Source organism: Campylobacter showae, from assembly GCF_004803815.1.
Classification (GTDB): Bacteria; Campylobacterota; Campylobacteria; order Campylobacterales; family Campylobacteraceae; genus Campylobacter_A; species Campylobacter_A showae.
The window spans coordinates 1,094,409-1,107,282 of sequence record NZ_CP012544.1 but is presented as its reverse complement, the minus strand read 5'-3'; the positions used below and the strand labels follow the sequence as shown (position 1 = coordinate 1,107,282).

General features: G+C 47.0%; 9 protein-coding genes and 1 pseudogene. 7 read left to right on the top strand and 3 right to left on the bottom strand.

Annotated features, from left to right (window positions below; all coding sequences use genetic code 11):
• Positions 1–392 precede the first annotated feature (392 nt).
• From CSHOW_RS05390 to CSHOW_RS05380, 4 genes and pseudogenes are all read left to right on the top strand, one after another.
• Positions 393–2,951 carry a molybdopterin-dependent oxidoreductase gene (locus tag CSHOW_RS05390; RefSeq protein WP_004321368.1) on the top strand — a complete coding sequence of 853 codons (2,559 nt, stop codon included), beginning with the start codon at positions 393–395 and terminating at the stop codon, positions 2,949–2,951.
• Between the two features lie 313 nt (positions 2,952–3,264).
• A pseudogene (locus CSHOW_RS10655) lies at positions 3,265–4,038 on the top strand (cache domain-containing protein); the annotation flags it as partial.
• 255 nt (positions 4,039–4,293) lie between these two features.
• Positions 4,294–5,226 carry a methyl-accepting chemotaxis protein gene (locus CSHOW_RS10650; protein WP_418656674.1) on the top strand — a complete coding sequence of 311 codons (933 nt, stop codon included), beginning with the start codon at positions 4,294–4,296 and terminating at the stop codon, positions 5,224–5,226.
• Between the two features lie 189 nt (positions 5,227–5,415).
• Positions 5,416–5,844, top strand: coding sequence for an EamA family transporter (locus CSHOW_RS05380; RefSeq protein ID WP_004321372.1), 429 nt, complete (start codon positions 5,416–5,418; stop codon positions 5,842–5,844).
• 303 nt (positions 5,845–6,147) lie between these two features.
• Here CSHOW_RS05380 and CSHOW_RS05375 read toward each other — a convergent pair whose 3' ends face one another.
• Both CSHOW_RS05375 and CSHOW_RS05370 read right to left on the bottom strand, forming a co-directional pair.
• Positions 6,148–6,906, bottom strand: coding sequence for an ankyrin repeat domain-containing protein (locus CSHOW_RS05375; RefSeq protein WP_004321374.1), 759 nt, complete (start codon positions 6,904–6,906; stop codon positions 6,148–6,150).
• 232 nt (positions 6,907–7,138) lie between these two features.
• Complete coding sequence (locus CSHOW_RS05370) at positions 7,139–7,606, bottom strand: methylated-DNA--[protein]-cysteine S-methyltransferase (RefSeq protein ID WP_004321376.1); 468 nt, start codon at positions 7,604–7,606, stop codon at positions 7,139–7,141.
• Positions 7,607–7,715: 109 nt separating this feature from the next.
• Here CSHOW_RS05370 and CSHOW_RS05365 point away from each other — a divergent pair, with 109 nt between their 5' ends.
• Together CSHOW_RS05365 and CSHOW_RS05360 are read left to right on the top strand one after the other, a co-directional pair.
• A complete protein-coding gene (locus CSHOW_RS05365; protein WP_004321377.1) occupies positions 7,716–10,469 on the top strand; it encodes a bifunctional aconitate hydratase 2/2-methylisocitrate dehydratase in 2,754 nt (917 codons plus the stop codon).
• A gap of 361 nt (positions 10,470–10,830) precedes the next feature.
• Positions 10,831–11,442, top strand: a complete 612-nt coding sequence (locus tag CSHOW_RS05360; protein ID WP_004321380.1) for a trimeric intracellular cation channel family protein — start codon at positions 10,831–10,833, stop codon at positions 11,440–11,442.
• Between the two features lie 108 nt (positions 11,443–11,550).
• Here CSHOW_RS05360 and CSHOW_RS05355 read toward each other — a convergent pair whose 3' ends face one another.
• Positions 11,551–11,955: a hypothetical protein gene (locus tag CSHOW_RS05355; RefSeq protein WP_039895257.1), complete on the bottom strand. Its 405-nt coding sequence runs from the start codon at positions 11,953–11,955 to the stop codon at positions 11,551–11,553.
• Positions 11,956–12,474: 519 nt separating this feature from the next.
• Between CSHOW_RS05355 and CSHOW_RS05350 the strand changes: the two genes are divergently transcribed.
• Positions 12,475–12,726 (top strand): hypothetical protein, encoded by a 252-nt coding sequence (locus CSHOW_RS05350; protein WP_004321388.1) that lies wholly within the window; start codon positions 12,475–12,477, stop codon positions 12,724–12,726.
• Positions 12,727–12,874 lie beyond the last annotated feature (148 nt).

The following is a 12,874-nucleotide window of genomic DNA, read 5'->3' as shown; positions in this document are numbered from 1 at the left end:
GAGATATACGCTAAATTTGAGCGACTACTTTGCGGGCTAGGCTGCGCGAACGAGGCTTTTAGCCTTCAAATTTGACTCGCTGGACGAGAGAGCGGTCAAATTTGAGCGTAAAAGCTTAAATTTGAGTCCGTGCAAAAGACCGGCTTTGCCAGTTTGTGAAGTAAATTTTAACAGGGTACCCTACGCAGTAGGGACTTTAGGTGGGTGCAGGGAGTATTTATACTCCCGCTCGGAGGTCGGACTTCGTTCGACCGAGAAGTAAAAACGGAAAAATGTGCCGAATTTACGCCGCTTTCGTAAGAAGCGGTGTGCTTTAGGTGGGTCGAGGGAGCGTAGCTCCCCGTCGTAAAGACTGGCTTTGCCAGTCTGCGAAGTAAAAATAGGAGAGAAAAATGAACCTACAAAGACGAAATGTATTAAAGGGCGGAGCGGCGCTTGCGGCGGCTCCTTTGTTTTCTAGCGTAACGGCGTCAAATTTGCTCGGCGCCGAGCTAAATACGGCAAACGTGCGTAACGGCGAGGTGCTAACGGCCGCTCACTGGGGTATGCTAAAAGTTAGCGTCAAAGACGGCAAGATCGTAAAATCAGAGCCATTTCAAAAAACGAGCGAAGTGTATAATCCGTTGCAACACTACACCGCCGATATGGTCTATAAATCACGCATAAAATACCCTATGGTGCGCAAAAGCTACCTAGAAAATCCGGACTCGCCAAAACCTGAGCTAAGAGGTAAAGACGGATGGGTGCGCGTACGCTACGAAGATGCGATAAAACTAGTGGCTAGAGAGCTAAAAAAGACTAGAAAGCAAAAGGGGCTAGAGGGCGTGTTTGCGGGTAGCTACGGCTGGAAATCAAGCGGCAACGTGCACAACTCGCGAATTTTACTTCATAGATTTATGAACCTTAGCGGCGGATTCGTCGGGTCGCTAGGTGACTACTCGACGGGCGCTAGCCAGATCATCATGCCTCACGTCGTGGGTAGCATCGAGGTTTACGAGCAGCAAACCAGCTGGCCTGTGGTACTAGAAAACTCAAAAGTAGTCGTCATCTGGGGCGCAAATCCTATGGCAACCCTTCGTATAGCGTGGACTAGCACCGACGAACAGGGCTTTAAGTACTTTGAAGAACTAAAAAAACGCAGCGACATAAAGGTCATAATAATCGACCCTATAAGAAGCGAAACGGCGCAGTACTTTGATAAGGCCGAGTGGATCGCTCCGGTGCCAAACACCGACACTGCGATGATGCTAGGCATGATGCACTACCTATACGAGAGCGGTAAATACGATAAAAACTTCATCGAGACCTATACGAGCGGCTTTGATAAGTTCTTGCCGTATCTGCTCGGTAAAACCGACGGCACGCCTAAAAATTTAGAGTGGGCGAGCAAAATTTGCGGCCTAAAAGCAAGCCTCATAAAAGAGCTAGCAGATACCTTCGCCGCTAACCGTACGATGATAATGAGCGGTTGGGGTATGCAGCGCGCGCATCACGGCGAGCAGCCGCACTGGGCGATGGTGACATTGGCGGCGATGCTAGGACAGATCGGACTTCCCGGCGGAGGTTTTGGCCTTAGCTACCACTACTCAAACGGCGGCGCTCCGACTTGCAAAGGCGCGGTAATCGGCGGCGTAAATAGCGCAAGCGTGGGTAAATTTAACGACGAGGGCGAGTTTATCGGTACCGATAGCGGAGAATTTGACGCAAACGGCCGCTTCGTAGCTAAAGCCGCGGCGGTTGCGGGTACTGGTCAAAGCTGGCTACAAAAGGCGACAAACTATGCATTCCCGGTCGCTCGTATAGCAGACGCTCTGCTAAATCCTGGCAAAGTGATCGATCACAACGGCAAGAAAATCACGTATCCTGATATCGACTTTATCTACTGGGTCGGCGGCAATCCTTTAGCCCACCATCAAGAAACCAACCGCCTACTAGAAGCGTGGCGCAAACCTCGCACGGTAGTCGTAAACGAGGCCTACTGGACGCCGACTGCTAAGATGGCTGATATCGTATTTCCAACCACTACCGCATACGAGCGCAACGACGTCACGATGACGGGCGACTACTCAAACATGAACATCGTGCCGATGAAGCAAGTCGTGGAAAAATACGGCGAAGCACGCGATGATTATCAAATTTTTACCGATCTTTGCAAGGCGTACGCTAAAAATTTAGTCGTAGCCTACACCGATAACGGCAAGGATGAATTTGACTGGATCAAGGAGTACTACGGCGCGGCGTACGAGCAGGTCAAGGCTATACCTGATTTTGAAACCGATATGAAGCCGTTTGAGGAGTTTTGGAACGAAAATAAGCCGGTAACTTTTGCCTCGACGCCTGAGAGCGATACGTGGGTAAGATTTGGCGAGTTTAGAGAGGATCCGGTGCTAAATCCGCTAGGAACGCCAAGCGGCCTAATCGAAATTTACTCCGAAACCATCGAGAAAATGGGCTATGACGACTGCGGCGCGCATCCGATGTGGTATGAGCCGATCGAGTGGCTAGGTATGAAAGATAAACCAGCCGAGCTACACATGCTAAGCCCGCATCCGACCGATCGCCTCCACTCGCAGCTAAACCAAACCTCTCTACGCGAAAACTACGCGATAGCAAACCGCGAGCCGATCTGGATACACCCTAAAGACGCCGCGAAAAAAGGTATCAAAACGGGCGATTTGGTTAGGGTATTTAACGCACGCGGCGAAGTGCTAGCGGGCGCATACGTGACGCAAGATATCAAAGAGGGCGTAGTTAAGCTTGCTGAGGGCGTATGGTACGACGGATTTGACGCGGGTCTTTGCAAAAACGGCTCGCCAAACGTGCTAACTATAGATATCCCGACTAGTAAGCTAGCTAACGGCAACATCAGCCACACCGCGCTCGTAAATATCGAGAAATTTACAGGTAAGGTGCCTGAGCTAACGGCGTTTAGCGATCCGAAATTCGTCTAAATTTAAACCGCGAACTAAATTTGCGGCTTAAATTTAATAAAGCCTCGCTGGGTTAAATTTGACTCGGCGAGGCGTTTAAAATTTAGCTTTTAAATTTAACTTGAAGCAGTTAAATTTGGATTAAATTTATCGTTTTTGCTACGCTGATTTTGCTTTCATACCGCTTTATATTTTATTCTCATAAAAATTACTTCTTATTTTTAATAAATTTGGACTGGATTTTGCTTTAAAACATAGTTAATGTAAAGTTTTAATTTTATTTAATTTTTAACGTAGTAAAATAGAAATTTTAATCAAAATCTAAGGAGAGAAAATGCGTTCTATCACGAACAAGATCGCGCTAATGCTCATCGTCGCGCTGATCGTTTCGTTTGCCGCTATTTCGGCGGTTAGTTATTATACGGCTGAGAATAAGGTCGTTCAGCTCGTTAGCCAAAATCAGGCTCAAATTTTAAAAGACGTCAATACTGTTGCTAATTCGTTTTTTGAAGATTATTTGGCTATGGTCAAAAAAATAGCTGTAAACATCGAGAAAATTTCAGACGACGGCGATGATATAATGCGTCATTTGGTGCTAGAAAAAGAGCTTGCAAATTCACTGGTTACCTATGTTTACTATGGACGCGAGGATGGTTATTTTTTCCAATCGGACGGTAAAAGAACAACCTTGGCCGATAACTATGATCCGCGAACTAGGGGTTGGTACGGAGCGGCTAAAAATGAAAATAAAGCTATTTATATGCAGCCTCGCTTAACTTCGACTAACGATTTGGTCGTAACTTTCGTAGCACCTGCGGTAAAAAACGGTAAATTTGTCGGTATAGTAGGTATAGATATCGATATAAAAACTCTAAGCAAAAAAATCCTCGATATGGGCAAGACCGAATACGGCTATGTTTATCTAATGAATCAAGACGGCGTCATGCTAATGCACTCAAATCCTGAGAACGTCGGTAAATCAGTCGACTCTACTACATATCTCTCCAAGCAATATACAGAAAAGAAATTTGATAAAAACGGACTTATTCCTTATACTAACTATAAGGGCGAGAACGTAACGGCTAAACTTTTGCCTATCAACGATAAAGGCTGGCTAGCTGTCGCAGCTATCGGAGCGGATACTTTTTCTAGCAATACCCTTCCTCTACTTAAGGCTCAGCTTGCGCTAGCGGCGTTATTTATAGTCGCTCTTTCGATTTTTGTTTATGTATTGCTTAAAAAATCTCTCAGTCCGATAAAAACTATCCAAGAAAAGCTTGAGGATACGTTTAAATTCGTTACACATGAGGTATCTAAGGCTCCTGAAAAGTTAACCGTAAATACGCAGGATGAATTCGGCGTTATGAGTAGGGCTATCAACGAAAATATAGATAAAGTAGTCTACGGCATCAAAAAAGATAGCGCTCTGATCGAGGAGATGAACGGCATCGCAAATCTCATGATAAAAGGCCATATGGGCGCGACTATAAAGGCGGATCCGAACAATCCGGCTCTCGTGCAACTAAAAGATTTGCTAAATAAATTCTTTAGCTCAATATCTTCAAATTTAAAAGATATCGCGCGAGTGCTAAACTCATATAACAAAAACGATTATACCGCTAAAATCGAGCTCAAAGATGAGCTAGAAAGCGATCTAAAAGATATGATCATGGGCATAGAGAGCGCCGGTGTAGCTGTTAGCAATATGCTAAAAGAAAATCTAAACGAGGCCGAAAGCCTAGAAGCAAAAGCTAAAATCCTAGCCGAATCTATGAAAAATCTGACCGACGGCGCTCATAGACAAGCCGACTCCATCCAAGAAAGCGCTGCTGCAATCGAGCAGATGAGTAGCTCGATGAACGCAATCAGCCAAAAGGCGCAGGATGTAACTCGACAAAGCGAGGAGATCAAAAACATCATCGTGATCATCCGCGACATCGCCGATCAGACAAACTTGCTAGCGCTTAACGCTGCCATCGAAGCAGCGCGCGCTGGAGAGCACGGACGAGGCTTTGCCGTCGTGGCCGATGAGGTAAGAAAACTAGCCGAGCGAACGCAAAAATCCCTAAGCGAAATCGAAGCTAACGCAAACGTGCTAGCTCAAAGTATCAATGAGATGAGTGAAAGCATCAAGGAGCAAAGCGACGGCATAAATATGATAAATCAGTCGGTCACGCAAATCGACTCCATCACTCACCAAAATATCTCGATCGTAAATACCACAAACGAGGTTACGGCCGAGATAGACGATATGGCTAAAAATATCGTCGCGGATGTTAGAAAAAATAAATTTTAAATCAAACTTTAAAGGCGAATGTCAAAAATCAGGCATTCGCTTTTTTAAATTTAAACGCTACTTAATCCATTTACGACGCTGCCAAATTTAATCGCTTTGCAGCTTTCTCTTATTTTTTTATTTTAAATTTGCACCCTTTTGAGCTAAATTTGCCGTAAAATTTGACTATAATTTTGCAAAGGATAAATCATGCAAGAGTGGGCTTTATGGGCGCTAGCTTCGGCGGTTTTTGCCGCGCTTACGGCGATTTTCGCCAAGGTCGGGCTTGAGGGCGTGGACTCAAATTTCGCGACCTTTATCAGGACGCTCGTTATCGCTGCGGCGCTGATTTTGTTTCTCACATATGCTAAAAAGTGGCAGCCGCTTAGTGAGCTTGGCGCGCGAAACTGGGTGTTTTTGACGCTCAGCGGACTGGCCACCGGCGCGTCATGGCTGGCGTATTTTAAGGCGCTTCAGATGGGCTCCGCGTCGCAGATAGCGCCCATAGATAAGCTTAGCGTCGTTTTGGTCGTTGTTTTTGCGGTTATATTTTTAGGCGAGCGTCCGAGCGCGCGAGAGTGGATCGGTATCGCGCTGATCGCTAGCGGCGTGTTTACGCTGGTATTTGCAAATAAATAACCGCACGTAATTAATCCGCTGGTTTAAAATTTAGGGTAGCCTATTCGTCTGATTTATGCTTTTTTGACGGTATTTGAAATTTACTATTAGACGAAACGGCGCAAAAAGCCAAAAGTATATTCGGCATGTAAATTTTGGTGCATAAATGAGCTTATTTTTTACTTGCAAGGTTTGCTTTTTGATAAATTTACTAGGCCTATACGGCAAATTTGCATCAAGTTTTTATGTATCTACTAATGGCGTTGGTTGAAAATTTACATAGTTTGGCTTTAAATTTCGCGCCGTAAAAAATGCAAAATCAGTTCAATTTTTTTGCAAAGTCGCATACCACTTGAATTTTGCGATTATTTTTCTTAGTCTGGCTGCGTTTTTTACGCCCTCAAAATTACCATCGCAGTATTGCCGTGCGCTTAGCTTGGCGTCGTTTAGCGCGTCCAAGTCGGCGCCCTCCGAGAGTAATAGCTCAAAAATCGTCTCACTACCACAAAAGCATGCGCGCTGTATCGGCGTGAAGCCCTCATAGCCAGCTATATTTACGTCAGCTCCTTTGTTTAACAGCATTTCTACGGCGTATTTGTCTGCGTCCGCAACCGCTAGGTTTAAAATCGTTTCACCGCTTGCGTCTTTTTGATTCGGCGATACGATTTTACTCTCAAATTTACTCTTGCGCGCGAATTTATCGTAAATCTCGTCCGCCAAGTCGCAAACTATCGCGTCGCTTAGCCGCACCAGATATGCGCCGAACGTAAAACCTTCAAATTCCGGCTCGAAACCGTGACTACACGATATCTCTTTGGTTTTGTATTTGACCGGTCGCAGTACGCGTCCGTGCAGTTCGTCGCATGATTCGTAGCGAAAATATATCGCCCAAATTTCCGTCACGACGCCTGTTATATTGTACTCCTCTCCGCCGTGCGCCTCATATGAGTAGTCGGCGTCCCTGAAGATAAAATCCGTGTCCGTCTTAAATTTTGCCACGTACCAACTAATCTCGTCGCTGAGCTTAAACGCGTCGCCGCAGCATTCCATCTGCCAGTCGTCGTAGTATATTTTTAGATCCATTTTTTTCCTTTTAAATTTCACCGCAATTTTTGCCGAGTAGGCTAAATTATCATAAATTTTATCAAAACGGTATGGTTAAAAATATAAATTTGCCTCTCGTTTTACTTATGAAAACAGCGCGCGTTTCGCGAGTATGTGCTTAAACACGGCTAAAATCAGGCGATCAAATTTGTCATTTCGTATCAAATTTGTGCTTGTTTGGACAAATTTATACCGTCAAATTTTAAAGACACTAAGCTTTGTCTTTAAATTTCGTTTCATGCTCCAAAAGCCAAATTTTAGTCGCCAGCCCCTCGCCGCCGCTGTATCCGCCAAGGCCGTTTGAGGCGATCACTCTGTGGCAAGGCACGATGATTGGGATTTTGTTTTTTGCGTTTGCCGAGCCTGCCGCACGAAACGCCTTCGGTCGCCCAGCCATCTCTGCGAGCTTGGCGTACGTGATGCGCTGCCCGTAAGCGATCTTTTGCAGATTTTCGTAAACGCACCTCTGAAACGCCGTACCGCCGATATTTAGCCGCGTTTTAAAGGTTTTTAGCTCGCCTTTAAAATAGCTTTCAAGCTCGCTTAAGCAGAGCTTTAAATTTGCGTCCGTTACGTCAGTGCGGACAAAATCTCGCACGAAATTTATCTCGCAAACTCCGCTCTCGTCGCCGCAAATCTCCAAAACGCCCACAGGCGAGTTAAAATACGCTTTTTGCAAAATTTACTCCTCGGGTATCAAGTAACGCAAATTTAGCGAAATTTAGTTTATATTATTATCTGTTTTTCGCTAAAATCATATCGTTTAAAAAATGGATTAAGGAAAAAGGATGGATTTTTTCACCGAATACGAAAAACACGTAAAAGAGCGCGAGGCACTAGGCGTGCCGCCGCTACCGCTAAACGAGGAGCAGACGAGAGAGGTTTGCGAGCTTTTAAAGCTCGAAAGCGTGCACGAGAGGGAGTATTTAGGTTTACTTTCAAGACGTATGCCGCCGATGGAGCCGGGCGGTGAAGGCGAAGCGATTATCGCCGCAAGGCTAGACGAAAATCAAGAGAGGGTAAAGCGGCTCGTAAATTTACTTGCAAATCGCGTAAATCCGGGCGTAGACGATGCGGCAAAGGTAAAAGCGGAGTTTTTAAACGAGATTATAAATCACGGGCTTGAAATAGGCGGCCTTGACAAAATCGCCGCCGTAAATTTGCTGCGACCGATGCTGGGCGGATATAGCGTCATCGTGCTGCTTGAGAGCCTAAAAAACGCCGACGAAGCCGTAGCGCAGGCCGCCTGTAACGTGCTAAAAGAGACGATTTTTGTGCATGATTATTTTAACGACGTAGCAGAGCTTGCAAAAGCCAATAAATTTGCGCTAGAAGTGCTACGCTCGTGGGCGGAAGCGGAGTGGTTTAGGGCGCGCGCGAGCCTGCCTAGGCGTATCAGGGCGGTGATCTTTAAGGTCGCCGGCGAAACCAACACCGACGATCTAAGCCCCGCTAGCGAGGCCTATACGCGCTCGGATATCCCGCTGCACGCAAATGCAATGCTAGTTAAGCGTCAGCCCGGCAGCCTAGAAACGATCAATGAGCTCAAAAAAAGCGGGCTCGAGATCGTCTACGCGGGCGACGTCGTGGGCACGGGCAGTAGCCGAAAGAGCGGCATAAACTCCATCCAGTGGCACCTCGGGCGCGAGATAGAGGGCGTGCCGAACAAAAAAACGGGCGGCATCGTGATAGGCACGGCGATCGCACCGATATTTTTCAACACCGCCGAGGATAGCGGCGCACTACCGATCGTAGCCGACGCGAGCGCGCTAGAAACGGGCGATGTGGTGGATATCTACCCGTATGCGGGCGAGATATTGCGCGTCGGGCGGGTAAATTTGAATGCCGAGGGCAAATTTGACGGAGTTCAAATTTACGGCGAAGCTAAATTTGAAAATTTAAACGAAAATGCCAAGCCTCAAGGCGAGCCAGTCGCTCGTTTTACGCTTGCGCCAAATACGATATTTGATGAGATCAGAGCGGGCGGGCGTATACCGCTCATCATCGGCCGCTCGCTTTGCGCTAAGGCTAGAGCCGCGCTAAATTTAGGCGCAGAGGATATCTTTGCGAGGCCCGCGCAGCCGCAAACAAACGAGAGCGAGGGCCACACGCTAGCTCAAAAGATCGTGGGCAAGGCCTGCGGCGTGCCGGGCGTTAGAGCAGGGCAGTACTGCGAACCCGCAACTCTAACCGTAGGCTCGCAGGACACCACGGGGCCGATGACGCGCGACGAGATCAAGGAGCTGGCAAGCCTCGGATTTTCAGCTGATTTCGTATTGCAGAGCTTTTGCCACACGGCGGCCTATCCAAAGCCTAGCGACCTTGAAACGCAAAGGACGCTGCCTAAATTTATGAGCTCGCGCGGCGGAGTGAGCCTGAGGCCGGGCGACGGCGTCATACACTCGTGGCTAAACCGCATGGTGCTGCCAGATACCGTGGGCACGGGCGGCGACTCTCATACGCGCTTTCCTATCGGCGTGAGCTTCCCTGCGGGCAGCGGACTGGTGGCGTTTGCGGCGGTGTCCGGGGCTATGCCACTAAATATGCCTGAGTCCGTGCTCGTGCGATTTAGCGGGCGGCTACAAAAGGGCGTGACGCTACGCGACCTGGTAAATGCGATCCCATACTACGCAATCAAGCGAGGGCTGCTCACGGTCGAAAAGAAAGGCAAGAAAAACGTATTTGCGGGTAAAATTTTAGAAATCGAGGGGTTGGAAAATCTAAAAGTCGAGCAGGCCTTTGAGCTAAGCGACGCTTCTGCCGAGCGCTCTGCGGCGGCCTGTGCTGTAAATTTGAGTATCGAGAGCGTCGCCGAATACGTCCGCTCAAACGTCGCTCTCATCGAGGCGATGATAGAGGCTGGGTATGAGAGCAGGGCTAGCCTGGAGCGCCGCGCGGCGAAAATGCGCGAGTGGCTAGCGGCGCCAGAGCTGCTGCGAGCCGACAAAAACGCGCGCTACGCCGAGGTGATCGAGATAAATTTGGACGAGATAACAGAACCTATCCTGGCCTGCCCAAATGACCCCGACGACGTCGCGACTCTGAGCGAAGTGCTAGCCGATAGCTCGCGCCCGCATAAGATCGACGAGGTATTTGTGGGTAGCTGCATGACAAATATCGGCCACTACCGAGCGCTCGGCGAAGCTCTGCGTGGGCTCGGCATGCTACCGACTAGACTCTGGATAGCGCCGCCAACCAAGATGGATCAGGCTCTGCTCGAAAAGGAGGGCTACTACGATATCTTTCGCGCTGTGGGCGCTCGCACGGAGGTGCCTGGCTGCTCACTTTGTATGGGTAATCAAGCCCGCGTAAATGACGGTGCGACGGTGTTTTCGACCTCGACGCGAAACTTTGATAACCGCATGGGTATGGGTGCGCGCGTGTATCTTGGTAGCGCCGAGCTGGCGGCCGTTTGCGCCGTGCTAGGTAGACTACCGAGCGCCTCAGAATACATGAGTATAGTGCCCCAAAAGCTTGCGGGCAAAGAGGCGCAGATATACCGCTATCTAAATTTTAACGAGATAGAAAATTTTAAAATTTAATTTTTTGGCGCGGCGGCGTATTTTGCACCGGCGTATATACTACTTTAGATAGTTTAGACGGCGGATGTGTTATATTTTGATGTTTACGCGTCTAAGTTCTCCTTGTGGCGATGATTTTACTCACGGCGACCATGTCGAGTTCGTCGGTATGGCCAAATTTTGCTTCGCTCTAAATAAATACGTAAGTCTCTAGACTGGGTAAAAGCGGTAAAATTCGTACTTGTATATTTCGAAAATACACTTCAATTTTACTCTTTTTTCGCATATTTCGCCCTCTCTTTTGTACGCTAAATTTCATTTAAATTCAACTGCTTTTTTATTTTAAAAATGTAAAATCTCGTTTAAAAACTTAAGGCTAAAAATGACTGCGCTCCTCGTAGCCGAATACATCGGCATCGCCTCCGCAGCCACGAGCGGATTTATCTTCGCGGTTAAGCGCGACTGCGACTGGCTGGGTATCTTTATCGCTGCGCTTCTGACTGCACTTGGAGGCGGATTTATGCGCGATGCTATCGTCTCGCGCCCGCCGTATTCGTTCACGCACTACGCTCCGTGCATCATCGTGATGGCGATGCTCTTTCTCTCGGCTTTTTTGCGCCTGCACAAGCGAAGCGACATCGAGAAAAAATTCCTTTTCGTTACCACCGACGCCGTGGATCTAGTGAGCTTTTCTATCGTCGGAGCGATCGTGGCGCTACAGTTTGGCTACAACGTCTTTGGCGTCGTACTGCTCGCACTTTGCAACGGCGTGGGTGGGGGCATGATACGCGACGTGTTGTTTAATGAGATCCCATGGTGCCTAAAAACGGGGCTTTATGCGACGGTTAGCATTGTCGTGGGGCTTATATATTTTGCGATGGATTATGCGGGATTTACGAGCATGTTTTGGGTTATGGGGCTTTTTGCGTTTGGCGTCGTGTTTAGACTTGCGGCGTATTATCTAGGTTGGCATCTGCCGACTTTACAGAAGTGAAATCGCTTTATTTTAACGAGGTGTTATTGGATTTATATTTTGCTTGCACGAAAGCGAGCCGTGGCGCTAAATTTAATGCGTCTGCGCCCAGAGTCGCCGCGCAAAATTCTACAATTTTGCTTTCGGAAATGCTGGTACGTCTATGAAGTTAGTCGTGTGGTAGCCAGGAGGAGTTACTTCCGTAGGAAATGCTTTTTTTAAGAGGCTTCTTAAAATATCGCATCTTCTATCCTCTCCGTCATTCATCATGCCGCCTATGTGCCCTACGTTTCCAGCCGCTATGGTTATACCGGGTCTTGCCGGATGTTCGGGCGTAAAAGGAATGTTGTCTATATTGGAGGATGCTATATATACGCACAGATTGCCGCTACCCATGCTTGCTTTTTTTGAATATATAGGTACTGCACCGCCATCCGCCCACGAAGCCAGAACACTACTTGAATTTGTAAGCCAACCTCTCGGAAACATCTGATACGTATCCTCTACGATTTTTATACCGATACTTGACGTCATATCTACGGGGCCGTAGAAATTAGAAATGGCAGGATGGGTTTTTAAATTTAATGTTAGTATTACCTGTAGCGTTTACGTGATTTATTACGTCGTTTATAGTGGATTTGATCTGCGTAGCCATCGCGACCGCCCACGCATCGTCCCTGCTGGCTTGCAGTCTAGGTATGGCTACGGCGGCTATGATACCTATTATGACGATGACGAATATTAGCTAAATCATCGTAAATGCACGAGTAAAATTCATTGTCTCCGATCTTGCGCAATTCATTCTAATCTTTCTCAAAAAGCCGTTTTGTTTCATGTTTCTCCTTTTTTAGTCTAAAATTTTCGGGATTATATCTAAAAGTAAAGTTAATTACAAGTAAAAATATTAGAAATAGATATATAATAACTATTTTTTAACGATTAAGATTAAAAAAGTGATTTAAAAAACAGGATAACTTATGCAAATCGGTATTCAATTTTAAAATTTAAATTTTGTAACTAAGCAGTGTTGTAGATTTGGTCGGTGACACCTAGATGATCGATGACGAAATCGACGCATATTGGCAGATGGCGGATGATTTTTGCGAGCAGCGCAGTGAAAATAAAATTTTAAGACATTCGGACAATATCCAAGGCGGTATGGAGCTAGAGTGCGAGCTTGTGACAAACAGCTTTTATTGCGGCGACGACGAGGATTATAGCGGGCCGGAGTTTGAAAAATTGCGGCAAAATATCGGCGAGCGGGCGCTACTACTACAGATCAGCAGCAACGACAAAAAGAGATGATGTGGTGTGGTTGCGGTAAAATTTATTCGTGAATCATAAAAAGCGATCTGCGCGAGAGGAAATTTGATAAAAGTCGGTTAGTGCTGTAGTGCGATTAAATTTGCAGCTACGGTTTGGTTTGCTAGCTTTAAATTTGAGTAATGTAAAA

Excerpts from the sequence above, each read along its gene's own strand:
- CSHOW_RS05390 (WP_004321368.1), top strand. The coding sequence starts at position 393 with ATGAACCTACAAAGACGAAATGTATTAAAGGGCGGAGCGGCGCTTGCG.
- CSHOW_RS10650 (WP_418656674.1), top strand. The coding sequence starts at position 4,294 with ATGAGTAGGGCTATCAACGAAAATATAGATAAAGTAGTCTACGGCATC.
- CSHOW_RS05380 (WP_004321372.1), top strand. The coding sequence starts at position 5,416 with ATGCAAGAGTGGGCTTTATGGGCGCTAGCTTCGGCGGTTTTTGCCGCG.
- CSHOW_RS05375 (WP_004321374.1), bottom strand. The coding sequence starts at position 6,906 with ATGGATCTAAAAATATACTACGACGACTGGCAGATGGAATGCTGCGGC.
- CSHOW_RS05365 (WP_004321377.1), top strand. The coding sequence starts at position 7,716 with ATGGATTTTTTCACCGAATACGAAAAACACGTAAAAGAGCGCGAGGCA.
- CSHOW_RS05360 (WP_004321380.1), top strand. The coding sequence starts at position 10,831 with ATGACTGCGCTCCTCGTAGCCGAATACATCGGCATCGCCTCCGCAGCC.
- CSHOW_RS05355 (WP_039895257.1), bottom strand. The coding sequence starts at position 11,955 with ATGACGTCAAGTATCGGTATAAAAATCGTAGAGGATACGTATCAGATG.
- CSHOW_RS05350 (WP_004321388.1), top strand. The coding sequence starts at position 12,475 with ATGATCGATGACGAAATCGACGCATATTGGCAGATGGCGGATGATTTT.